22 protein-coding genes are annotated in these 21,932 nt (G+C 69.2%); 13 read left to right on the top strand and 9 right to left on the bottom strand.

The window, feature by feature from the left end; genetic code table 11:
• Positions 1 to 37: 37 nt before the first annotated feature.
• Entirely contained in the window at positions 38 to 3,508 is a 3,471-nt protein-coding gene (locus FQ142_RS13755; RefSeq protein WP_149423741.1) for a TM0106 family RecB-like putative nuclease, read from the top strand.
• A gap of 68 nt (positions 3,509 to 3,576) precedes the next feature.
• Entirely contained in the window at positions 3,577 to 4,371 is a 795-nt protein-coding gene (locus FQ142_RS13750) for a hypothetical protein (RefSeq protein ID WP_149423740.1), read from the top strand.
• A 70-nt stretch (positions 4,372 to 4,441) separates the two neighbouring features.
• On the opposite strand, the gene FQ142_RS13745 is transcribed toward FQ142_RS13750, so the two are convergent.
• Positions 4,442 to 5,491: a methionine synthase gene (locus FQ142_RS13745; protein ID WP_149423739.1), complete on the bottom strand. Its 1,050-nt coding sequence runs from the start codon at positions 5,489 to 5,491 to the stop codon at positions 4,442 to 4,444.
• 20 nt (positions 5,492 to 5,511) lie between these two features.
• Positions 5,512 to 6,501 carry a putative oxygenase MesX gene (locus tag FQ142_RS13740; protein WP_149423738.1) on the bottom strand — a complete coding sequence of 330 codons (990 nt, stop codon included), beginning with the start codon at positions 6,499 to 6,501 and terminating at the stop codon, positions 5,512 to 5,514.
• A 123-nt stretch (positions 6,502 to 6,624) separates the two neighbouring features.
• Here FQ142_RS13740 and FQ142_RS13735 point away from each other — a divergent pair, with 123 nt between their 5' ends.
• A complete protein-coding gene (locus FQ142_RS13735) occupies positions 6,625 to 7,593 on the top strand; it encodes a LysR family transcriptional regulator (protein ID WP_056412544.1) in 969 nt (322 codons plus the stop codon).
• Here the strand turns inward: FQ142_RS13735 and upp are convergent.
• Positions 7,578 to 8,210, bottom strand: a complete 633-nt coding sequence (gene upp / locus FQ142_RS13730) for a uracil phosphoribosyltransferase (RefSeq protein ID WP_045254751.1) — start codon at positions 8,208 to 8,210, stop codon at positions 7,578 to 7,580. The two genes, FQ142_RS13735 and upp, sit on opposite strands and share 16 nt — an antisense overlap.
• An 81-nt stretch (positions 8,211 to 8,291) precedes the next feature.
• Between upp and tadA the strand changes: the two genes are divergently transcribed.
• The gene (gene tadA / locus FQ142_RS13725; RefSeq protein ID WP_056412541.1) at positions 8,292 to 8,747 is read left to right on the top strand and encodes a tRNA adenosine(34) deaminase TadA; all 456 of its coding nucleotides are present in this window, start codon (positions 8,292 to 8,294) and stop codon (positions 8,745 to 8,747) included.
• A 57-nt stretch (positions 8,748 to 8,804) separates the two neighbouring features.
• On the opposite strand, the gene FQ142_RS13720 is transcribed toward tadA, so the two are convergent.
• Positions 8,805 to 9,776: a cation diffusion facilitator family transporter gene (locus FQ142_RS13720; protein ID WP_149423737.1), complete on the bottom strand. Its 972-nt coding sequence runs from the start codon at positions 9,774 to 9,776 to the stop codon at positions 8,805 to 8,807.
• A gap of 60 nt (positions 9,777 to 9,836) precedes the next feature.
• Here FQ142_RS13720 and proC point away from each other — a divergent pair, with 60 nt between their 5' ends.
• Together proC and FQ142_RS13710 are read left to right on the top strand one after the other, a co-directional pair.
• Entirely contained in the window at positions 9,837 to 10,676 is an 840-nt protein-coding gene (gene proC, locus FQ142_RS13715; protein WP_149423736.1) for a pyrroline-5-carboxylate reductase, read from the top strand.
• A 1-nt stretch (position 10,677) separates the two neighbouring features.
• A complete protein-coding gene (locus FQ142_RS13710) occupies positions 10,678 to 10,965 on the top strand; it encodes a DUF1905 domain-containing protein (protein WP_149423735.1) in 288 nt (95 codons plus the stop codon).
• 36 nt (positions 10,966 to 11,001) lie between these two features.
• Here the strand turns inward: FQ142_RS13710 and FQ142_RS13705 are convergent, their stop codons facing one another.
• Positions 11,002 to 11,673 carry a potassium channel family protein gene (locus FQ142_RS13705; RefSeq protein ID WP_045254746.1) on the bottom strand — a complete coding sequence of 224 codons (672 nt, stop codon included), beginning with the start codon at positions 11,671 to 11,673 and terminating at the stop codon, positions 11,002 to 11,004.
• Positions 11,666 to 13,096 (bottom strand): TrkH family potassium uptake protein, encoded by a 1,431-nt coding sequence (locus FQ142_RS13700; RefSeq protein ID WP_045254745.1) that lies wholly within the window; start codon positions 13,094 to 13,096, stop codon positions 11,666 to 11,668. Before FQ142_RS13700 ends, FQ142_RS13705 begins: the two co-directional genes overlap by 8 nt.
• Before the next feature lie 101 nt (positions 13,097 to 13,197).
• Between FQ142_RS13700 and FQ142_RS13695 the strand changes: the two genes are divergently transcribed.
• The 7 genes from FQ142_RS13695 to FQ142_RS13665 all read left to right on the top strand — a co-directional run bounded on the left by FQ142_RS13695 (position 13,198) and on the right by FQ142_RS13665 (position 16,020).
• Positions 13,198 to 13,614: an ArsR/SmtB family transcription factor gene (locus FQ142_RS13695; RefSeq protein WP_056412530.1), complete on the top strand. Its 417-nt coding sequence runs from the start codon at positions 13,198 to 13,200 to the stop codon at positions 13,612 to 13,614.
• A gap of 305 nt (positions 13,615 to 13,919) precedes the next feature.
• The gene (locus tag FQ142_RS13690) at positions 13,920 to 14,111 is read left to right on the top strand and encodes a helix-turn-helix domain-containing protein (RefSeq protein ID WP_042538977.1); all 192 of its coding nucleotides are present in this window, start codon (positions 13,920 to 13,922) and stop codon (positions 14,109 to 14,111) included.
• A gap of 168 nt (positions 14,112 to 14,279) precedes the next feature.
• Positions 14,280 to 14,378, top strand: a complete 99-nt coding sequence (locus tag FQ142_RS13685; protein WP_003792170.1) for a 30S ribosomal protein bS22 — start codon at positions 14,280 to 14,282, stop codon at positions 14,376 to 14,378.
• An 81-nt stretch (positions 14,379 to 14,459) separates the two neighbouring features.
• Positions 14,460 to 14,762: a rhodanese-like domain-containing protein gene (locus FQ142_RS13680; protein WP_056412525.1), complete on the top strand. Its 303-nt coding sequence runs from the start codon at positions 14,460 to 14,462 to the stop codon at positions 14,760 to 14,762.
• On the top strand, positions 14,759 to 15,049 hold the full coding sequence (locus FQ142_RS13675) for a glutaredoxin family protein (RefSeq protein WP_149423734.1): 291 nt from the start codon (positions 14,759 to 14,761) through the stop codon (positions 15,047 to 15,049). The genes FQ142_RS13680 and FQ142_RS13675 overlap by 4 nt, the downstream gene beginning before the upstream one ends.
• Positions 15,046 to 15,345, top strand: a complete 300-nt coding sequence (locus FQ142_RS13670) for a Dabb family protein (protein ID WP_149423733.1) — start codon at positions 15,046 to 15,048, stop codon at positions 15,343 to 15,345. Before FQ142_RS13675 ends, FQ142_RS13670 begins: the two co-directional genes overlap by 4 nt.
• Positions 15,346 to 15,390: 45 nt before the next feature.
• The gene (locus tag FQ142_RS13665; RefSeq protein ID WP_149423732.1) at positions 15,391 to 16,020 is read left to right on the top strand and encodes a 4'-phosphopantetheinyl transferase family protein; all 630 of its coding nucleotides are present in this window, start codon (positions 15,391 to 15,393) and stop codon (positions 16,018 to 16,020) included.
• A 16-nt stretch (positions 16,021 to 16,036) separates the two neighbouring features.
• On the opposite strand, the gene FQ142_RS13660 is transcribed toward FQ142_RS13665, so the two are convergent.
• The 3 genes from FQ142_RS13660 to FQ142_RS13650 are packed head-to-tail and all read right to left on the bottom strand — an operon-like array spanning position 16,037 to position 21,835.
• The gene (locus tag FQ142_RS13660) at positions 16,037 to 17,326 is read right to left on the bottom strand and encodes a M1 family metallopeptidase (RefSeq protein ID WP_149423731.1); all 1,290 of its coding nucleotides are present in this window, start codon (positions 17,324 to 17,326) and stop codon (positions 16,037 to 16,039) included.
• Complete coding sequence (locus tag FQ142_RS13655; RefSeq protein WP_262492155.1) at positions 17,323 to 21,252, bottom strand: Pls/PosA family non-ribosomal peptide synthetase; 3,930 nt, start codon at positions 21,250 to 21,252, stop codon at positions 17,323 to 17,325. The genes FQ142_RS13660 and FQ142_RS13655 overlap by 4 nt, the downstream gene beginning before the upstream one ends.
• Entirely contained in the window at positions 21,242 to 21,835 is a 594-nt protein-coding gene (locus FQ142_RS13650) for a hypothetical protein (RefSeq protein ID WP_149423730.1), read from the bottom strand. Before FQ142_RS13650 ends, FQ142_RS13655 begins: the two co-directional genes overlap by 11 nt.
• Positions 21,836 to 21,932: the final 97 nt, after the last annotated feature.

Raw genomic sequence — 21,932 nt, 5'->3', positions numbered from 1 at the left:
CGGCTAGTGTCGAAGCATCCGAGGGAACGGGAGAATCGTGCGGATCGACACTCAGGCGCAGCGCGTCATCTGGAGCGCGAGCGACCTCAAGGCGGCCGCCGAATGCGAGTTCGCCTGGTGTCGGGCGATCGACGCCAAGCTGGGGCGGGTCCCCGCTGTCGTCGAGCCTGAGAACGCCACCCTCGCCCGGGCCGCCGAGCTCGGAGACGTGCACGAGCAGAACGTCCTGTCCCGGTACATCGACGACCTCGGCGATGATCGGGTGCACCGCATCGAGAAGGTGTCGTCGGTCGATGCCGAGGCGCTCGCGGCCGCCGTCGACGAGACGGTCCAGGCGCTCGCCTCCGACGCGGCGGTCGTCTTCCAGGCGGCGTTCGCGACTCCCGAATTCGTCGGATTCGCCGATTTCCTGAAGCGTGACGACGACGGCCGCTGGCGCGTGCAGGATTCCAAGCTCGCCCGCACCGCACGGGTCACAGCCCTCATGCAGCTGGCGGCATATGTCGACCAGCTCGACCGGCTCGGCGTTCCGCGATCCGACTCCGTCGACCTCATCCTCGGCGACGGCTCCCTCAGCACGCATGCCGTCGACGATCTGCTCCCGCTGTTCCAGGTGCGCCGCGCCCGCCTCCGAGCGCTGATAGCGGACAGACGGATCGACGATCCGTCTGCCGAGGCCGCCCTGGCGTGGGGCGATGATCGCGGCGACCTCGAGGTGGTGGCCTGCGGCCGGTGCGCCACCTGCGAGGAGCAGGTGATCGCGCACCGCGATCTGCTGATGGTCGCGCGTATGCGCCCCGTGCAGCGTGCGCGTCTGCGTGCCGGTGGGATCGAGACGATCGACGCGCTGGCGGAGGCCGCTGCGCCGCCCGACGGCATGAACGTCGACACGTTCGAGACGCTGCGGGCGCAGGCACGGCTGCAGATCCGGGCGGATGCCGAGGGTGTGCCGACCTACGACGTTCACTACGCCGCAGCGATCCACACACTGCCCGTGCCGAGTCACGGCGACATCTTCTTCGACTTCGAGGGCGACCCGCTCTACACGGAGCCCGCGCCCGACGGGCAGGGCCACTGGGGCATCGACTATCTGTTCGGATGGGTCGACAACGCGGATCAGTACACCGCGCTCTGGGCGCACGACTTCGCCGCCGAGCGGGAGGCGTTCGAGCGATTCCTGGATTTCGTGAAGGTCCGCCGCACCGCCCATCCGGGCATGCACATCTACCACTACGCGCCCTATGAGACCTCGCACCTGGTGGCGATGGCGGCGCGTCACGGTGTGCGCGAGGCGGAGATCGATCGGCTGCTGCGCGAGGGAGTGTTCGTCGACCTCTACCCGCTGGTGCTGCGCACCGTGCGGGTGGGGTCGAGGTCGTACTCGATCAAGAAGCTCGAGCCCCTGTACATGGGGGCGGACGTCCGCACCAGCGATGTCCAGAAGGGCGACGACTCGATCGTGCAGTACGTCGCCGCCCGTGAGCTCGCCGCCGCCGGGCAGCGTGCGGAGGCGGATGCGGTGTTCGCCGACCTGGCCGACTACAACCGGTACGACTGCGTGTCGACGAGGCGTCTGCGCAACTGGCTGATCGAGATCGCCAAGAAGGAGGGCGTGAACCCCGCCCCGCCCGACGAGGCCGACGAGGTCATCTACGAGCCGTCTCCGCGCTCGGTCGCTCTGCTCGCCGACGCCGAGCGCGCCATCGACGACGGCGGCGACGGACTCGTGCACCGGATCGCCGCCGCGGCGATCGACTACTTCCCCCGGGAGGCGAAGAGCTTCTGGGTGTCGCATTTCCAGCGGCTGCGCGAGCCCGTCACGATGTGGGACGGCACACGCGACGTGGTGCGCGTCGACAGGGGTGCGTCGCGCGTGGTGCGCGACTGGAGCGTGCCCGAGGGCCGACGGGTGATGTCGCGCGATGTCGAGATCAGGGGAGAGGTGTCGCCCGGCACGACGGTGGGTGCCGGTGCTCAGCCTTTCGCCCTCTACGCGGTGCCGGCTCCCTTCGACACGGAGGTGCCCTCGCGCGCGGTCCATGTGCCGCACACGGTCACCGTCGCCGAGGTGCTCGACGACGGCTTCCTGATCACCGAGACGGCCATCCAGGGACAGACCTGGAGTGAAGTGCCGCTCGCCCTCACCCCGGCCGCCCCGCCCCGGGTCGTGTCTCTGCAGGGGGCGATCGACGAGTGGGCCGACGCCGTGCACGCCGAGGCGCCGGCGTTCCCGCGCGATGCAGCGACCGACATCCTGCGTCGTGTCCCTCCTCGCACGATCTCGGGTGCGCCGCTGCCGACGGGCGACGGCGACACGATCGATGCGATCGTTCGCGGCATCCTCGACCTCGACCACAGCTACATCGCCGTGCAGGGGCCACCCGGGACCGGTAAGACCTACACCGGCTCGCAGGTGATCGCCCGTCTGGTCTCCGACCACGGTTTCCGGATCGGGGTGGTCGCGCAGTCGCACGCGATCATCGAGAACCTGCTCGACCGCGTGGTGGCAGACGGCGTTCCCGCGGCGCAGGTGGGCAAGGCCCCGAAGGATCCGTCGATCGACCCGTCGTACACCGCGATCCCCAAGAGCGGGATGGCGGCGTTCCTCGGCGAGCATGCGCACCACGGCGTCGTCGTCGGGGGGACGGCCTGGGACTTCAGCAACACCGCTCGCGTCGATCGAGGAGGACTCGACCTGCTGGTGGTCGACGAGGCCGGCCAGTTCTCGCTCGCCTCGACGATCGCCGTCGCCGCGAGCGCGCAACGCCTGCTGCTGCTCGGTGACCCGCAGCAGCTTCCCCAGGTCAGTCAGGGCGCGCATCCTGAGCCGGTCGACACCTCGGCACTCGGCTGGGTCATGGACGGCGATGCGGTCGTCCGGCCCGAGCAGGGCTACTTCCTGGCGCGCTCCTGGCGGATGCATCCTCTCCTCGCCGAACCGGTGTCCACGCTCGCCTACGCCGGGCAGCTCGCATCCGCTCCCGGCACCGAGCGGCGGGAACTCGAGGGCGTCGATCCCGGTCTGCATGTCGTCCCTCTGCGGCATCGGGGCAACGCCACCGAGTCGCCCGAAGAGGCGGCCCAGGTCGTCGCGCTCGTCTCCGACCTGGTGGGCCGTGCCTTCACCGACAACGACGCGACGGCGACGGTGCGTCCGCTCGCCCAGAACGACATCGTCGTGGTGGCGCCGTACAACGCACAGCGTCAGCTGGTGCATGACGCACTCGCCGAGGCAGGGTTCCCGGACGTGCCGGTCGGAACCGTCGACAACTTCCAGGGCAAGGAGGCGGTGGTCTCGATCACGACTCTCGCGGCGTCCAGCGGGCGGGACGCTCCCCGCGGCCCCGAGTTCCTGCTGCTGCAGAACCGGCTCAACGTCGCGATCTCGCGAGCGCAGGTCGCGGCCTATCTGATCCACTCGCCGGCGCTCCTCGACGACCTTCCCCGCACTCCCGAGGGAGTCGCGCGGATGAGCGCGTTCGCCCGCCTCGTCGGTGCCGCGAGCTGACAGGCGGTCACGACATGACAGGTGGTCACGACATGACAGGTGTTCACGACTGGACAGGTGGTCACAACATGACAGGTGGTCACGAGGCGCAACTCCTGCACACGACCGAGGAGATCCTGCGCGCATCGGCGCTGTGGGTGTGGCTCCCGCGCGGCAGCGAGCAGGAGAAGACGGACCTGCAGCTGGTGCGCTACCCCGAGCGGTTCGGCGGCGGCGTGCGCGGATCTCAGGTCGAGTCGGAGGCCGATGCCGGGGACGTCCTCGATCATGCCCTCACCCGTACCCGGGCATGGGGTGAGAACGAGCTCGTCTTCTGGACGAACGCGTCAGACCGGCCCGACCTCGAGTCCGAGTTGCGCCGGCGTGGAGCCGAGCACATCGACACGGTGGCGGTGTTCGCGTGTCCTGTCGACGGAGCTGCGGTGGACGTCCCCGCCGGCGTCACCGCCGAGGTCGTGCGGACGCTCGATCAGGTCCGCGAGGTCGATGCGATCAACGTGCCGGTGTGGCAGCAGCAGCCACTCGACGACGAGGGGCTGAGGGTCGAGTTCGAGGAGGTCACCTCGACGTTCGAGGCGGGAACGCACGTCCGCGTGCTCGCGCGCCTCGACGGGGAGGCCGTCAGCACCGGCGGGTGCACGATCGTCGAGGGGTTCGCTCGTCTGTGGGGCGCCGCCACGATCGAGCGGGCCCGAGGCAGAGGCGCCTACCGTGCGGTGCTCGCCGAACGGCTGCGGGTGAGCGCGTCTCTCGGGGCGAAGACGGCGCTCGTCAAGGGACGCACCGCGACATCGGCTCCGATACTCGCTCGTTCGGGTTTCCTTCGTCTCGGCGAGGAGCGCGGATACCGCCTGACGGTGTGATCAGAGCCGGTCCTCGTCGGAACATGCGCCGCACCGACGTCGCCGGCCGTCACCGTGTCGAGAGCCCGTGTCAGCCCACGCCCACCCCTGCGCCGACGCCGAGCTCCTGTCGGACGATCCGAGCCCCCGCCGACAATGCGCTGAGCTTGTCGAACGCGACGCCCCGCGGAAGGGGGGCCATACCGCAGTTGGAGCTGGGGATGAGCAGGTCGGCATCGACGAACTCGAGGGCGCGCCGGAGAGTGCCGGCCACCTCTTCCGGAGTCTCGATCTGCTCGCGCGCGACATCGATGGCTCCGAGCATGACCTTCTTGCCGCGGATGAGCTCGATGACATCGATCGGCACGTGGGAGTTGTGACTCTCCAGAGAGACGATGTCGATGGAGGACTGCTGCAGAAGGGGGAACGACTCCTCGTACTGTCGCCACTCCGCACCCAGCGTCGCCTTCCAGTCGTTGTTCGCCTTGATCCCGTATCCGTAGCAGATGTGCACCGCCGTCTCCGCACGCAGTCCCTCGGCAGCGCGCTCGAGTGCGGCGATGCCCCAGTCCTTGGTCTCATCGAAGAAGACGTTGAAGGCGGGCTCGTCGAACTGGATGATGTCCACGCCCGCGGCCTCCAGCTCCCTGGCCTCCTGGTTGAGGATGGTGGCGAACTCCCACGCCAGCTTCTCGCGGCTGCGATAGTGGTGGTCGGAGAGGGTGTCGATCATCGTCATCGGGCCGGGGAGCGCCCACTTGATCGGCCGATCGGTCTGCTGGCGCAGAAAGGCCGCGTCCGCGACGAACACCGGCTGGCGTCGGCTCACCGCGCCCACCACGGTCGGCACGCTCGCGTCGTACCGGTCGCGGATGCGGACCGTCTCGCGCTTCTCGAAGTCGACCCCGTCGAGGTGCTCGATGAAGGTGGTCACGAAGTGCTGCCGGGTCTGCTCACCGTCGCTGACGATGTCGATGCCGCGTCGCTGCTGCTCGTGCACCGCCGCGCGCAATGCATCCTGCCGGCCCTCCGCGAGCGCGTCACCCTGCAGCTCCCACGGCGACCAGAGCACCTCGGGCTTCGCCAGCCACGCCGGCTTGGGCAGACTGCCGACGATCGCGGTGGGCAGCAGCGTGTTCACGGCCGTTGATCCCGCGCCGCTCATCGGACCAGGGCGGGGTAGGAGGCGGCCCACTCGTCCAGCACCCGACGGTGCGGGGTGACGAAGTGCTCGTCGGCGTAGCGTCCCTGCGTCACCGCCAGTCGGCTCCGCTCCTCGCGGTCGTAGGTGATGTCCGTGCGCTGGAAGTCCTCGTGCTCGAGGCTCGGACGATAGACCTCCGCGGCGGGTGCGTCGGCGTGATAGATCTCGGGGCGGTAGATCTTCTGGAAGGTCTCCATGGTGCTGATCGTGCCGATGAGCTGCAGATCGGAGTAGTCGCTCAGCAGGTCGCCCCGGAAGTAGAAGGCGAGGGGGGCGACGCTGCCGCGCGGCATGAAGTACCGCACCTGCAGACCCATCTTGCCGAAGTACTCGTCGGTGAGCGAGAACGAATCCTGCACGTACTCGGCGCCGAGCACGGGATGCTCCTCGCCGGTGCGTCGGTACGTCCGGCTCGTCGACACGCTGATGCAGATGACCGGTGACTGCGGGAACCGCTCCCGATACGCGTCGGACTCGACGAAGTGCTGGAACAGCTTGCCGTGCAGCGCGCCGAAGTCATCGGGCGTCGTGAAGCCCCCTCCGCCCGCGTTGGCTGCGGGCAGGACGATGCTGAAGTCGTAGTCGCGGAGGTAGGAGGAGAAGTTGTTCCCCACGATGCCCTGGTGGCGCTCGCCCGTGAGCCGGTCGAGGATGTGCACGTCGAGCACCTCGAGGACGGGGAACTCCTCGTCCGCGCCGTCGGAGAAGCGCAGCTGCACCGAGATGATGTCGAGCTCGACCGTGTACCGGTCCCCGTCGGGGTTGTCCTCGTGCGCGAGGTCGTTGAATCGACGGTCGATCATCGCGAGCGCGTTGCGCAGGTTCTCCTGGCGGCGCTCGCCGCGCGCGAGGTTGGCGAAGTTCGTCGTGATCCGGGACGCATCCGACGGTGCATAGTCCTCGTCGAAACGCGTGGTGGTGATGCTGAACGTGATGTCGTTCGCCATGAGAAGCCAATCCGAAGGGGGTGAGGCCGGGGTCGGCCTCTCAGGAGCTGTGCTCTCATCGTGCAGCGGGAGCGCGGTCATCGGGTAATTCGGCTCCACTATGCGTTCCTATAGGATTGGGCTATGCCAAGGCGACCGAGCGGCATCACGCTGCAGCAGCTCCAGTACTTCATCGAGGTCGCTGCGGAGGGATCCATCACGGCCGCGGCCGATCTGCTCTATGTCGCCCAGCCCACCATGTCGGCGGCGATGAAGGACCTCGAGACCCGGGTGGGCCGGGCGCTCCTCTCGCGCTCGGCGCGCGGAGTGACGCTCACCGGCGACGGCGTGGAGTTCCTCGGTTACGCCCGCCAGGTCGTCGAGCAGGCGGAGCTGCTCGAGCAGCGATACCTGGGCCGACCGCCGTCGCGCAGGCTCCTCGGGGTGTCGACCCAGCACTACTCCTTCGCGGTCGACGCCTTCGTGCGGATGGTGAAGAGCACGAATGCGGCGGAGTACGAGTTCTCGCTCCGTGAGACCCGCACGTGGGACATCATCGAGGACGTGCGGACTCTACGCAGCGAACTCGGCATCCTGTTCCGCAACGACTTCAACCGCAACGTCATCGACAAGCTGCTGCGCGACTCGGGCCTGGCGTTCCATCCGCTCTTCCTCGCGGAGCCGCACATCTTCGTCTCGCGCCGCAACGCCCTCGCCGCGAGGGAGCGCGCGACCCTCGACGATCTCGTCGGACTGCCGCGACTCACCTTCGACCAGGGCGCGAACAACTCCTTCTACTTCGCCGAGGAGATCCTCTCGACCCTCTCGAGCGCGCAGGAGATCCGGGTGTCCGATCGTGCGACGATCTTCAACCTGATGATCGGCCTCGACGGCTACACGATCTCCACCGGCATCATCAGCGACGACCTCGACCCCGAGATCGTCGCCGTGCCGCTCGATGTCGACGAGCGGATCGAGATCGGGTGGGTCGGGCGCACGGCCATCCCCCTCACCGAGCAGGCGCAGCGTTACCTCGCCGAGGTGCGCGACGTCGTCGCGGGCTTCGGCGTCGCGCTGCTCGACCAGCCTGCGGGAACTCAGACCGTGCCGTAGAGGCGGTCTCCGGCATCGCCGAGCCCGGGCACGATGTACCCCTTCTCGTTGAGTCGCTCGTCGAGAGCGCCGAGCACCAGAGTGACGTCGCGGTCGCCGACGAGCGCCTCGATGGCCGCCACGCCCTCAGGGGTGCCGAGCAGGCAGATCGCGGTGACGTCCTTGGCGCCGCGGTCGAACAGGAACTGGATCGCCGCCGCGAGCGAGCCGCCGGTGGCGAGCATCGGGTCGATGGCGAAGCACTGGCGGTCGCTGAGGTCGTCGGGCAGACGCTCGGCGTAGGTGGTCGGCTCGAAGGTCTCCTCGTCGCGGACCATGCCGAGGAAGCCGACCTCGGCGGTCGGCAGCAGCTTGACGAGCCCCTCGAGCATCCCGAGTCCCGCACGCAGGATGGGGACCACGATCGGACGCGGCTCCGAGATCTTCACGCCCATCGTCGTCGTCACCGGTGTGGTGATCTCGATCGGGCTGACCTTGACGTTTCGCGTCGCCTCGTACGCCAGAAGGGTCACGAGCTCCTCCGTCAGCTGCCGGAAGACGGGAGACGGTGTGCGATGGTCGCGCAGGACCGAGAGCTTGTGGGTGACGAGAGGGTGGTCGGCGACGTGGACACGCATGGATACAGGCTAATGCGCCGGACGCCCGCGCACGACATCGGATGCCGTGGCCGCCGCCGCTCGCTGTCGTAGGCTCGACGCATGACCGCCGCCGACCTCACCGCGATGGGCCGTGCCCTCGCGCTCGCGGCGGACGCGGCGGACGCCGCGGAGATCCCGGTCGGCGCCGTCGTGCTCGATCCCTCGGGGCGGATCGTCGCGGAGGGGCGGAACACCCGCGAGGCGACCCACGATCCGACCGGGCACGCCGAGGTCGAGGCGCTGCGCGCGGCTGCGGCATCCGCGGGCACCTGGAACCTCGAGGGCCACACGCTTGTCGTGACCCTGGAGCCCTGTGTCATGTGCGCCGGTGCGATCCTGCAGTCGCGCATCGCGCGCGTGGTCTTCGGGGCCTGGGATGAGAAGGCCGGAGCCGCGGGGTCGATGTACGACGTGCTGCGCGATCGGCGTCTGCCGCACCGCGCCGAGGTGATCGGCGGGGTCGAGGCGGCGGCCGCCACGGCGCTGCTGCGCGACTTCTTCGAGCAACGGCGCTGACCGGCGGGCGCCGACCCTGCACAGGTTCACAGGCGCACAGGCGCCGTGGCGCCGGACTCAGTCGGAGGACTTGAGCACGAACACGTCGGTCGACGGCTCGGGATCGATCGCGGGGCGGTAGACGTCCGGCTCGATGTAGATCACCCTGGCGATCGGCACGGCCTCGCGGATGCGGGCTTCGATCGCGTCGATGTCGTCGGCGGCCTCGCGCAGCGGCTTGTCGGCGTTGAGAGCGATCTTCGCCGCCACCATGAGCTCATCCGGACCCAGGTAGAGGGTCTTCATGTGGATGATCTTCTCGATCTCGTCGCCGGCGTTGATGGCGTCGACGATGCGGTCGTGGTCGGCGGGGGTCGCGCCCTCGCCCACGAGCAGGCTCTTGGTCTCGATTCCGAGCACGATCGCGATGAGCACCAGCAGGATGCCGATCATCAGCGTCCCGAGGGCATCGAACACGGGGTTGCCGGTGATGATCGTGAGGCCGACGCCGAGCAGGGCGAAGCTGAGTCCGGTCAGCGCCCCGACGTCCTCCAGCAGCACGACCGGCAGCTCCGGCGCCTTCGCGCGCCGGACGAACGACACCCACGACTGGTCGCGGTCGCGCACGAGGTTGCTCTCCTTGACCGCGGTGCGCAGCGAGAACGACTCCAGTCCGATCGCGACCACGAGCACGACGATCGGCAGCCACCACCAGGTCTTGTCGAGCTCGTGCGGGTGGGTGAGCTTGTCGATGGCCTCGTAGATGGCGAACAGGCCGCCGACCGAGAACAGGATGATGGACACCACGAACGCGTAGACGTAGCGCTCGCGTCCGTAGCCGAAGGGGTGCGCTCTGTCGGCCTCGCGTCGGGCCTTGCGGCCGCCGAGCATGAGCAGCAGCTGATTGCCGGAGTCGGCGACCGAATGGATCGCCTCGGCGAGCATCGATGCCGAGCCGGAGAGCGCCCAGGCGAGGAACTTCGCCAGAGCGATGCCCAGATTCGCCAGGAACGCCGCGATGATCGCCTTGCCGCCACCCGATGCACTCATGCGACGAGTCTAGATCCGCTGGTCCGCGGACGCCGGAAGAGCCCGCCGTAGGATGACGACATGGCTGACTCCCTTCCCTCCCTCGCGTTCGTCGGTGCCGGTTCGATGGGAGGTGCGATCCTCCGCGGCGTGGTGGCCTCCGGCATTCCGGTGGACGGTGGCATCACCGCCACGAACCGCACGCCCGAGAAGGCGTCGGCGTTCGCCGATCTCGACGGCGTCAGGAGCATCGCGCTGTCGGAGACCGCCGACGGCAACGCCGAGGCGGTCGCCGACGCCCGGATCGTGCTGGTCGGCGTGAAGCCCGCCATGGTGCCCGATCTGCTGCGGGAGATCGCATCGCACCTGGCCGACGACGCGATCGTCGTGAGCCTCGCCGCCGGGGTCACCCTGCAGACTTTCGCCGACAACCTGGGCGCAGAGGTACGGGTGATCCGCTCGATGCCGAACACCCCCTCGACGGTCGGCAAGGGTGTCACCGGTCTGGCCGCGGGGGCGGCGGCGTCCGCCGACGATCTCGCCCTCGTGCACCGCCTCTTCGAGACCGTGGGCGCGGTCGTCGAGGTTCCCGAGTCGCAGATCGACGCGCTCTCGACCATCTCGGGCTCGGGGCCCGCCTACGTCTACCTGCTGATCGAGGAGCTCACGAAGGCCGCTGTCGGCATGGGGTTCAGCGAGGCCGACGCGCGCCTGATGGCCGAGCAGACGTTCATCGGGGCCACCGCGCTGCTCGATGCCTCGGGGGAGGAGCCGTCCGAGCTGCGTCGTCGGGTCACCAGCCCGAAGGGCACCACCGAGCGGGCGGTCGCCGTGCTGCAGAACGCGCACCTGGACCGTACGTTCGCCGCAGCGGCCGATGCGGCCCTCGCGCGCGCACGAGAGCTCGCCGTCGGAGCCTGACGTGCGGGTGCGGTTCTCGGGGGCGATCTGGTTCTGGCGCGGTCCTGCGCCCTTCCACTTCGTCACCGTGCCGCCGGAGGAGAGCGCGATGATCGGCGAGGTGGCGAGCGTCGTCACCTACGGGTGGGGCATGATCCCGGCATCGGTGACGATCGGGGGCACCACGGTGACGACCGCGCTCTGGCCGAAGGACGGCGGCTACATCGTGCCGATCAAGAAGCTGCTGCAGGACCGCGAGAGCGTCACGATCGATGACATCGTCGACCTGACGCTCGACATCGACGCCTGACCGGCGACGACCGACGCCGAGACGCCGGGGAGCGGCTCAGCGGTCGAGGGCCGCGAAGCGCTCGATGTCGCTGTTGGTGCCCGACACGATGATGAGGTCGTGGTTGGTCACGATGGTGTTCGCCTCGGCGTAGCGGAACGGCTTGCCCGGGCTCTTCACGCCGACCACGGTGACCTTGTACTTGGTGCGCACGCCGGACTCGTTCAGACCGACGCCGCGGATGAACTTCGGCGGGTACATCTTGGCCAGCACGAAGTCGTCGTCGAAGCGGATGAAGTCGAGCATCCGGCCGGAGACGAGGTGGGCGACACGTTCGCCGGCCTCGCGCTCGGGGTAGATGACGTGGTTCGCGCCCACGCGGGCCAGGATCTTCCCATGCGACTGCGAGACGGCCTTCGCCCAGATCTGCGGCACTTTGAGGTCGACGAGGTTGGCGGTGATCAGCACCGATGCCTCGATCGAGGATCCGACCGCGACGACCGCGACCTGGAAGTCCTGCGCGCCGATCTGGCGCAGGGCGTCGATGTTCTTGGCGTCGGCCTGCACCGTGTGGGTGACCCGGTCCGACCACTTCTGCACGAGTTCGAGGTTGTCGTCGATCGCGAGCACCTCGCGGTCGAGGCGGTCGAGCTCGCCCGCGCACGCGGCGCCGAACCGACCGAGACCGATGACGAGGACGGGAGCGTCCCCCCGGAGGACTTCAACCAACGATCGGCCTTTCCACGGGCAGTGAGTAGTACTGCGTTCGCGATGTCGCGGCGACGGCCGCGGCGAGAGTCACTGTACCAACGCGCCCCATGAAGATGGTGGTCGCGAGGACGTACGAGGCGGAATCGGGCAGCTCTGCCGTCAACCCGGTCGAGAGTCCCACGGTGCCGAAGGCCGAGATCACGTCGAAGAGCACATGGCTGATGTCGGCCTTGGTGATCTGGGAGATGATGATCGTCGACAGCGCCACGATCGTCGCGCCCCACGCCACGACGCTGAGCGCGACCCGCTGCACGTCGCTGGGGATGCGGCGGCCGAACGCCTCGACCGACTGGCGACCCTTCGCCTCCGACCAGACCGCGATGGCGAGCACGGCGAGCGTCGTCACCTTGATGCCGCCGGCGGTGGATGCCGAGCCGCCGCCGACGAACATCAGCATCGAGGCCGCGAGCAGCGACGAGCCGTTCAAGTCGTCCATCTCGATGACGTTGAAGCCGCCGGAGCGCGTCATCGCCGACAGGAAGAAGGCCTGGAAGGTCGTGTCGGCCGCGTCCATCGACCCGAAGGTCTTCGGGTTGGCGTATTCGAGCACGAGGAAGACGACGGCACCCAGCACGAACAGCAGCACGGTGGTGACGAGCGTGAGCTTGGTGTGCAGCGACCACTTCTTGACGTGCCACACGTGCTTGGCGAGCGTGTAGATCACGGGGAATCCGATGCTGCCGAGGAACACGCCGACCATGAGCAGGGAGAGCACGAGGTAGTCGTCGGCGAACACCGCGACGCCACCCGCGTTGGGGGCGAAGCCCGTGTTGGTGAACGCCATCGCGGCGAAGTACGGCGCCTCCCACAGAGCGGCGATCGGCTCGACGCCCGCCATGACGAGCGCCGGGTAGAGCAGGATCGCCAGGGCGCCTTCGATGATGAGGGCAGAGAGGGCGACGGTCGTGAGCAGCTGACCGACCTCTCCGAGTCGCACGGTCTGGCTCTCGTTCACGACGCCGCCGTGTGCGCGCATCGGATTCGTGTCGCCGGCGGCCATGAGCTTCGCGCGCAGACCGAGGCGCTTGGAGATCAGCATCCCCATCAGCGAGGCGAGCGTCAGCACGCCGAGCGCACCGATGTTCACCCCGATGAAGATCAGCACGTGGCCGAACGGAGACCAGTGGGTCGCCATGTCGACCGTCGCGAGTCCCGTGACGCAGATCGTCGACACGGCGGTGAACAGGGCGTCCGCCAGCGGGGTGACCGTGCGCGTCGCGGAGGCGATCGGCAGCGACAGCAGCACGGTGAAGACGAGGATGAGCATCGCGAAGATCACGATCGCGAAGCGCGAGGGCGACGACGTGATGATGTGCTTGCTCCACGATGCGGCGTTCTGGAGCCGCTGTCGAGGCGACGACGCCGAAACGATGCCCGACATCGCGTCCCCCTTCGTTCTCTCCGTGCGGTGCGTGGCAGCACGACGTCGTTCGCCGAGCCTTCGTCATGGTACTCCGTGCCGGGGACGACTACCCTGATCACATGACGGACATCTTCGACGTGATCGCAGACGGTACGAGGCGCGACATCCTCCAGCTTCTCCTGCGTCGCACGACCGAAGGGGATGCCGGCACCAGCGTCAGCCATATCGTCGCCGATCTGGGCATCAGCCAGCCCACGGTCTCGAAGCATCTGAAGGTGCTGCGCGAAGCCGAGCTGGTCAGCGTCCGCGAAGACGGCCAGCGCCGCTTCTACAGCCTCGCCGTCGAGCCCCTCGAGGCCGTCGACGACTGGCTGGTCCCCTTCCTCATGGACGCGTACGGGAACGACGCGCCCGACATCGAGTACCCCGGCCAGCCGCTGCCCGACGGGGCCGCGCACGCGGCCGAGGTGGTGGGCCGCGCGGTCGCGTCCGCCAAGCACGTGGTGGACTCGGCGCTCAAGCGCTTCGGCGGCTGACAGCGCTGCCGCGGACCTGCGGCGGAATGCACATCGCCCCCGACGAATCGGGGGGCTCTTCGTCAGGGGCGAGGCCGCGGGCCCCAGCCCGCGTCGACTCTGACGGTGCCATCGTGAGTCGTGATCAGAGGTTCCCAGACGAAACTGGGCGGATCCGCCATACATCCTATGTTTGGGCTGAGACGAGGACGGTCGCTGGCGATGGGTGGCCACCGCGGGCCTCATTGATCACACGGGCCACACGGGTTTACATGCGTCCCAGATAACCCATAGAGTGTGCACAAATCCAGAAAGGGGTACGTGGGATGCCCGAGGTTCCTGATGTCCGGTTCCTGACGGTGGCCGAGGTCGCCGAGCTCATGCGCGTGTCGAAGATGACCGTCTATCGGATGGTGCACGCGGGTGAGTTGCCAGCCATCCGCTTCGGTCGCAGCTTCCGCGTCCCCGAATCCGCTGTCGCCGATGCGCTGCAGCGGCCGATCGCCGACGTCGGTTGATCGGATCGAGGCCCTCCGCAGCACGTCTGTGCGTCGTCGATGGACGACGACGCATCGCGTACAGTGAAGGCGCCCCGGTTTGCTAGACTGATCCGAGGCATTTTTTCCGTGCCCGTACCCGGGTGTCCGTCACCGACGACACCCAGCCACTGACTTAGTGAGGTTTCCGTGGGTTCTGTCATCAAGAAGCGCCGCAAGCGCATGGCGAAGAAGAAGCACCGCAAGCTGCTTCGTAAGACTCGCCACCAGCGTCGCAACAAGAAGTAAGCGACCAGACACGAGCGCCTGTCTCCGGACGGGCGCTTTGTGTCTCTACCCCCGGTTTCCCCCTCGTCGCAGGAGCATGCCATGAAGTCGATCACCGTCACCGAGCTCGCAGAGCGCTCGAACACCCCGCTCATCGACGTGCGGGAGGTGCACGAATTCGCCGCGGGCCACGTTCCCGGCGCCGTCAACATCCCGATGTCGGAGATCGGCAACCGGCTCGAGGAGCTCCCCTCCGAGTCGTTCGACGTCATCTGCCAGGCCGGCGGCCGGTCGGCGCGTGTCGTCGAGGCGCTCGAGTCCCGCGGATACGACGCCACGAACGTCGAGGGCGGCACCGGCGAGTGGATCGCCCAGGGGCGCGACATCGAGATGCCCTCGGCGTGACCACGCTGACCCTGATCGGCAAGCCCGATTGCCATCTGTGCGACGTGGCCTCCGAGATCATCGATGCCGTCGTGGCCGAGCTTCCCGACGCCGCGGCTGAGCGCATCGAGGTCGTCGAGGCGTCGATCGCCGATGACCCGGCCCTCTACGAGCTGTGGTGGGAGAAGATCCCCGTCGTGCTGATCGACGGAGAGCTGCACGCGCACTGGCGTCTCTCCGCCGATCGCCTCAAGGAGTCCCTCGAAGCCGCGGTCAACGAGGACGCCCTGAAGAAGGAGTCCCGATGATCCGTCACATCGTCTCGTGGAAGCTCGCAGCCGAGGACGCCGACCTCCGCGCGGAGCAGGCCGCCGATGTCGCGCGCCGTCTGAACGCCCTCGACGGCGTGGTGCCGCAGCTGCGCGCGATCTCCACCGGGGCGAACGTCGCCTACCCCGACACCAACTGGGACGTCACGCTCGTCGCGGACTTCGACTCGATCGCGGCGCTCGAGGAGTACCAGGTGCACCCCGCGCACGAAGAGGTCGTCGCGTACGTGCGCTCGGTCGTCGCCGCACGGGCCGCCGTCGACATCGAGATCTGAGACGGCGCCCCGGGGGCGTCGTCGGCAGAGGCAGGCGGAGGCACCGTGGGGGAGCTCGCCTGGCAGGGCGTGACCGTGGCATGGACGACTCCGTCACGGCTCGAGGGATTCGATGCGACCGACGTCCTCGCGATGGGGCGCGGCCAGCACGAACGCCTGCTCCAGCTCGGTGGTGCGCAGCGCCAGGGGTTCCTCGCCGGTAGAGCGCTGATCCGCGACCTCCTCCGTCGCGGCGACGGGGAGCGTGTCGTGGCGCTCGACAGCACCTGCGAACGATGCGGTGGGCCGCACGGCAGGCCGCGCACCGCGGGATCCTCGCTGAGCGTGAGCCACGGCGATGATCTCGTCGCGGTGGCGGTGGGCCCGGCATCCGTGTCTCTGGGGGTCGACGTCGAACCCCTCGCCCACGCGAGCCGTCTCGCCGAGATCGCACCGCTCTTCCCTGCGGACGCTCCTGATCTCGCAGCCTGGACGCGCATCGAGGCGGCGGTGAAGGCCGATGGGCGCGGATTCGCGATCGACCCCGCCGAGGTGACTCTGCGCGTCCGATCGGATGGGTCGGCACCCGGGGTGTGGTCCGCCGTCCTTCCCCATCGCAGGGACCCGATCGACGTCGTCACGCTCGCCGGTCCGACCGGCCATGCGCTGAGCCTCGCCATCGGATCGCCTCGCTGACGGGAGCTCGCCCGGTTCAGGGGAGTGCGGGCAGTGCGCGCCCGTCGATCCACGAGCGGACCAGCTCGCGTGCCTGCCCGCCGGCGAGCTCGTCCACCAGCCCGAGGAAGTCGTCGCTCGTCACCGCGAGACCGGCGAACCGACTCGTCCACTCGCGGGTGAGGGCGAAGAACAGCTCGTCGCCGACCGTCAGGCGCAGAGCGTGCAGGGTGAGCGCACCCCGCTTGTAGACGCGGTCGTCGAACATGTCGTCCGCGCCCGGGTCGGAGAGCACGAGGTCGTGGGGGAGTGCCCGGAGCCGGGCGTGATGCTCCACGGCGTTCGCATGCGCCGTCGCACCGCCGCCCGCCTCCGACCACAGCCACTCCGAATAGCAGGCGTACCCCTCGTTGAGCCAGATGTCCTGCCAGCGGGCGACTCCCACGCTGTTGCCGAACCACTGGTGAGCGAGCTCGTGGGCGATCAGGCGCTCGCTGCCGCCCCTCCCGTCGATGTGGTTCGCGCCGAAGATCGCCATGCCCTGGGCTTCGAGAGGGATCTCGAGGGCATCGGGGGTGACGACCACCTTGTACGACTCGTACGGGTAGGGGCCGAAGGCACCGACGAACGCCGACATCATCGCCGGGAGATCCGCGAAGTCCGCTCGCACGCGCGCGGCCAGAGAGCGCGGATGGAACAGACGTCCCGGTGTGTCCCCAAGAGCGACCCTGTCGTCGTCGTATTGGCCGATCTGCACCGTCATCAGATAGGTGGCCGTCGGCACCGGCTGCTCGAACGTCCATCGGGTGCGACCGCGCTGCGTCGACCGGGTGGCGGCACCGCCGCTGATGACGGTGTACTCGGGGTCGGCTGTGAAGACGAGTCGGTACGTCGCCTTGTCGGAGGGGATGTCATTGCACGGGAACCAGGTCGGCGCACCGGTCGGCTGCGAGGCGACGATCACGCCGTCCTCGAGCTCCTCCCAGCCGAGCAGGCCCCATCGGGTGCGCCGCGGCCCCGGTGCTCCGGTGTAGTCGATCGACACGGTGATCTCCCGGCCGCTGGCACGCTCGGCGCCGAAGATCACCTTCAGCCGCCGATCGTCCTGACGGAAGGATGCGGCGCGGTCGCCGGTCACGCGCACCTTCGTGGCCTTGAGGCCGATCAGGTCGAAGGAGATGTGCGCGGCCGACTCCTGCATCCGCAGTCGGACGGTGGCCGTGCCGACCAGACGATTGGTCGTGACGCGGTAGTCGATCGCGAGGTCGTAGTGCAGCACCCCGTAGCGCCGATCGCCGCTGTGCGGGGTGTAGGGGTCGACGGTCATGCGTCGGTCGCCTGGTACGAGCGCACCTTGACCGCTCGCCACGGACCGATGGGATTGCCGCTCCACCGGCTGCCGACCGGCACGAACTCGCCCCGCATCACGAGCGAGGCGGGGCCGACCGTGGCATCCGCCCCGATCGTCGCCGCGGGCAGGATCACGCTGTGCGGACCCAGCGTCGCACCGTTCTCGAGGGTCACTGCGTCGATGCTCATCACTCGATCATGGAACAGATGCGTCTGAACCACACATCCGCGGTTGACCGTCGCGCCGTCGCCGAGCGTCACGAGGTCGGGTTCGGGCAGCCAGTAGCTGTCGGTCCACACGCCCCGCCCGATCTTCGCGCCGAGCGAGCGCAGCCAGATCGCCAGGGCCGGCGTGCCGGCGGCGGCGTTGGCGAACCAGGGGGCCGCGACCATCTCGGTGAACGTGTCAGACACCTCCGTGCGCCACACGAAGCTCGACCACAGCGGATGCTCTCCCGCACGGATCGGCCCGACGATGAGCCATTTGGCGATGGTCGTGACGAGAGCGGCGACGGCGCCGGCCGCCAGCATCACGACGCTCGAGAGGACGACGGCCCAGCCCAGGCCCCCGTTCTCGACGACAGCGGCCAGAGCCAGCATCACCGAGAGGCCGATCGCGCAGGTCACGAACACCGGGACGATGCGGCACGACTCCCACAGCGCACGGGCGAGGCGCAGACTCGCGCGCGGCCGATAGGTGCGCTCGAGGTCGGAGTCGTTGACCACCCGACGAAGGCGCGCCGCCGGCGAACCCAGCCAGGACGATCCGGCCTTGGCCTTGGGGGGAGCGACCGACAGCACGGCGACCAGGCCGTCGCGCGGCACGTTGTGGCCTCCTGCGGCCATGCCCGAGTTGCCCAGGAAGGCGCGCTTGCCGATCCGCGCTCTGCGCAACCGCATCCACCCGCCCCGCAGCTCGTAGGTCGCCACCATGGTGTCGTCGGCGAGAAACGCGCCGTCGGCGATCGTCGCGAGCGTCGGGATGAGGAGCACGGTCGACGCCTCGACGTCGCGACCGACGTCGGCGCCCAGTGCACGCAGCCAGATCGGGGTGACGATGCTGGAGTACAGCGGGAAGAGGAAGGTCCGGGCGGAATCGAGCAGGCGCTCGGTCGTCCATGCCTGCCAGGCGACTCTCGAGCGCACCGGGTATACGCCCTCGGCGAGCCCCAGACCGAGCACGCGCACGAAGAGCAGCACCAGGCCGGCGAACACGAGACCGGCCACCAGCACCGCGGGCACCAGCAGCGCGAGGATGCCGGGGACCGCCGCGAGCAGCGAGTCGGAGCCTCGGATGCCGAGCACCAGGATTCCGGCCCCGGCGGCCAGCGAGATGACGGGGAGGAGGCCGAGAAGCGCCGACGACGCGGCGTACGCCCACAGCCACCGGACCCGGGTCGGCGGACGGTCGGGGGCGAACGGCGACGAGGTGCCGCCGATCCGAGCCGCCGGGGAGCCCGCCCACCGCTGCTTCGCGCGCACGCGCCCGAACACCGCCGACCCCGGGGCGATCTCCGCGCCGCGACCGATCTTCGTGCCGGGTGCGAGGGTGCTGCGTGCGCCGATCGTCGCGTCGGCACCGATGCGGATGCCGCCGATGCGCACGGTGTCGCCGTCGATCCAATAGCCGGTGAGGTCGACCTCGGGTTCGATCGAGGCGCCGGGACCGATGTCGAGCATTCCCGTGATCGGGGGCACCGTGTGCAGGTCCACATCCCGGTGGATGCGGGCGCCGAGGGCTCGGGCGTAGTAGACGACCCAGGGAGCGCCGGCCAGCCCGACCGGATCCACCTGCTGGGCGATCTGCTCGGCGAGCCACAGTCGCAGGTGCACCCCGCCGCCGCGCGGGTAGTCGCCGGGGCGCAGTCCGGCGAGCAGCAGTCGGGCGGCGACCGCCGCGATCGTCATCTTGCCCAGCGGGGTCACGAACACGAGCAGCCCGACGATCACGGTCCACACGGGGACATCGGGCAGGAACTCGAATCCGGGCGAGAGTCGCAGGATCCAGCTCGCGGCGAGGAGGAAGAGCAGCCAGCGGATGCCGGTGAACACGAACAGCGGCAGACCGGCGATCGTCTGCACCCACTGCATCCGCCGCGGTGTGGGAACCGGCTGGCTGAAGACCCGCTGCTCGGCGTCGTCGTCGTCGGCATCCTCGTCGACGGCATCCGCCATCTGACGCAGCCGCGGCAGGTCGTAGACATCGGTCATCGTGAACTCAGGGGCGCGAGTGCGCAGGCGCGACACCAGCTGGGCGGCGGCGAGCGAGCCCCCGCCGAGCTGGAAGAAGTCGGCGTCCTCGTCGTCCGGGCGGATGCCGAGCACGGCGAACCACTGCTCGGCGAGCCACGCGGCCGTGCCGGACAGCGAGGAGTCTCCCGCGTCGCCGGACTCGAGCGGCCAGGGAAGTGCGGCACGGTCGACCTTGCCCGAGGTGCGCACGGGCAGATCGTCGACGGTGGCGAGCAGCGGGATCAGCGGGGCGGGCAGCAGCGCGGCGAGCTCGGAGCGGGCGGTCTGCCGGTCGAAGCCCTCGTCCGGGACCACGTAGCCCACGAGGAGAGGAAGGCCGGCATCGGTCTTCTGCACGACCACTGCGGCGGCGGACACCGAGGTGAGGGCCTGGAGTGCGGTCTCGACCTCGCCCAGCTCGATGCGGCGGCCGCCGATCTTGACCTGGTCGTCGGCGCGGCCGTGGAAGATCAGTCCCTCGGGCTCCACGCGGACCACGTCGCCGGAGCGGTAGGCCCGCTCCCACCCGAGCGTCGGCATGGGCGCGTACTTCTCGGCATCCTTGGCGGGATCGAGATAGCGCGCCAGCCCGACACCCCCGATGATGAGCTCGCCCGCCTCGCCGTCGGCGACCCGATGCCCCTCGGCGTCGACGACGGCCAGCGACCAGCCGTCGAGCGGCAGGCCGATGCGCACCGGTCCGATGCCGTCCATGAGAGACGCGCAGGCGACGACCGTGGCCTCGGTCGGCCCGTACGTGTTCCACACCTCGCGCCCTTCGGAGGCCAACCGCGCCACCAGCTCGGGAGGGCACGCCTCGCCGCCGAAGATCAGCAGCCGCACGTTCTCGATCGCGTCCTGCGGCCAGAGCGCCGCGAGGGTCGGCACCGTCGACACGACCGTGATGCCGTGGCCGAGCAGCCAGGGACCGAGGTCCTCGCCGGAGCGCACGAGCGCCCGGGGCGCCGGCACGAGGCAGGCGCCGTGCCCCCAGGCCAGCCACATCTCCTCGCACGACGCGTCGAACGCGACCGACAGCCCCGCCAGTACGCGGTCGCCCGGCCCGAGCGGTGCCTCCTGCAGGAAGAGGCGCGCCTCGGCGTCGACGAAGGCCGCGGCCGATCGATGAGAGACCGCCACACCCTTGGGCACCCCGGTCGAACCCGAGGTGAAGATGATCCAGGCGTCGTCCTCGGTGGTCGGCGGGGCGACGACCGGGATCGCGGAGGTGCTGGGGTGCGGAGACCCGCTGTCGAACAGCGCGGCGGATGCGACGCCCTCGGCAGGGCGATAGCCCGCATCGGTGATCGTGCCGGCGATGCCCGCCTCCCGGAACACGAGGTCCGCGCGCTCCTGCGGGTCATCGGCGTCGACCGGAACGTAGGCGGCGCCGGCCGCCATCGTGCCGAGGATCGCGATGTACAGCTCGCGGCGCCCCGACGTCATCCGGATGCCGACTCGGTCGCCCTGCCGCACCCCGTTCTCGTGGAGCATGGCCGCCGTGCGCCACACCCGCGCGAGCAGCTCGGCATAGCTGAGCGCGCCGTCGCCGTCTTCGACCGCGGAGGCATCGGGATACCGCGCCGTCGTGTCGCGCAGGACGTCGATCAGAGTGCGGGGGAGCGGTGCGTATGCGCCGCGATCGAGCGCCTCCTGCACGTCAGTGCGCAAGGAGATCGAGCAGCGCGGCCTTGGTCAGGCGCGAGTATCCGGTGCGGCCCTGAGCGCGCGCCAGCGCGCGGAGTTCGACGACTGTCCGCGCGCTCAGGTCGTGCGCGGCGGCGTTCTCGGTCGGCGTCTGCGGGGCCGGCGACACGGGGGCGGATGCGGCGGGTGCCGACTCCACGGGTGCCGACTCCACGGGTGCCTTCTTCTCGGGCGCCGCCTTCTTCGCGGGGGGCGTCGACTTCTCGGTCGTCGACTTCTTCGCGGGCGTCTTCTTGTCGGGAGCTTTCGTCTTCTCGCTCTTCTTCACGGGCGCCGCCTTCGCCTCGGCAGCGGCGTGCAGCTTCGCACTCGCCTTCTGCAGTCGCTCCGTCGCGGCGACGGCGGACTTCGCGACCTTCTTCGGCCGGTCGGCGACCTTCTTCTTCGAGACCTTGGAGGCGTCCTTCGCGTCCTCGACGAGAGGCTTGAGCTTCTTCGCCGACTTTCCCGGCAGGTTCTTGATCAGCTTCTTGGCGTCTTTCGCGGCACGTGCGGCGGCATCGATGGCCGCCTCGGCGTCGCGGCGGGCTGCGGTCTTCTTGGCCATGATCGGGTCTCCTCGGAATCCGGAGCACAGAGGCTCACGCGTTCGGCACAGAGGATACTCAGGCAAGGTGAACAATCGGTGCTGCAGGTACCGTGAT

The sequence above is a fragment of the Microbacterium sp. ANT_H45B genome (assembly GCF_008369345.1).
GTDB lineage: Bacteria > Actinomycetota > Actinomycetes > Actinomycetales > Microbacteriaceae > Microbacterium.
Note: the sequence above shows the minus strand (reverse complement) of the source record. Positions and strands in the feature narration are given on the sequence as shown.

Coding starts and splice junctions, on each gene's coding strand:
- FQ142_RS13735 (WP_056412544.1), top strand. CDS start 6,625: ATGCCAAGGCGACCGAGCGGCATCACGCTGCAGCAGCTCCAGTACTTC.
- tadA (WP_056412541.1), top strand. CDS start 8,292: ATGACCGCCGCCGACCTCACCGCGATGGGCCGTGCCCTCGCGCTCGCG.
- FQ142_RS13695 (WP_056412530.1), top strand. CDS start 13,198: ATGACGGACATCTTCGACGTGATCGCAGACGGTACGAGGCGCGACATC.
- proC (WP_149423736.1), top strand. CDS start 9,837: ATGGCTGACTCCCTTCCCTCCCTCGCGTTCGTCGGTGCCGGTTCGATG.
- FQ142_RS13670 (WP_149423733.1), top strand. CDS start 15,046: ATGATCCGTCACATCGTCTCGTGGAAGCTCGCAGCCGAGGACGCCGAC.
- FQ142_RS13660 (WP_149423731.1), bottom strand. CDS start 17,326: ATGACCGTCGACCCCTACACCCCGCACAGCGGCGATCGGCGCTACGGG.
- FQ142_RS13750 (WP_149423740.1), top strand. CDS start 3,577: ATGACAGGTGGTCACGAGGCGCAACTCCTGCACACGACCGAGGAGATC.
- FQ142_RS13650 (WP_149423730.1), bottom strand. CDS start 21,835: ATGGCCAAGAAGACCGCAGCCCGCCGCGACGCCGAGGCGGCCATCGAT.
- upp (WP_045254751.1), bottom strand. CDS start 8,210: ATGCGTGTCCACGTCGCCGACCACCCTCTCGTCACCCACAAGCTCTCG.
- FQ142_RS13690 (WP_042538977.1), top strand. CDS start 13,920: ATGCCCGAGGTTCCTGATGTCCGGTTCCTGACGGTGGCCGAGGTCGCC.
- FQ142_RS13700 (WP_045254745.1), bottom strand. CDS start 13,096: ATGTCGGGCATCGTTTCGGCGTCGTCGCCTCGACAGCGGCTCCAGAAC.
- FQ142_RS13740 (WP_149423738.1), bottom strand. CDS start 6,501: ATGGCGAACGACATCACGTTCAGCATCACCACCACGCGTTTCGACGAG.
- FQ142_RS13680 (WP_056412525.1), top strand. CDS start 14,460: ATGAAGTCGATCACCGTCACCGAGCTCGCAGAGCGCTCGAACACCCCG.
- FQ142_RS13720 (WP_149423737.1), bottom strand. CDS start 9,776: ATGAGTGCATCGGGTGGCGGCAAGGCGATCATCGCGGCGTTCCTGGCG.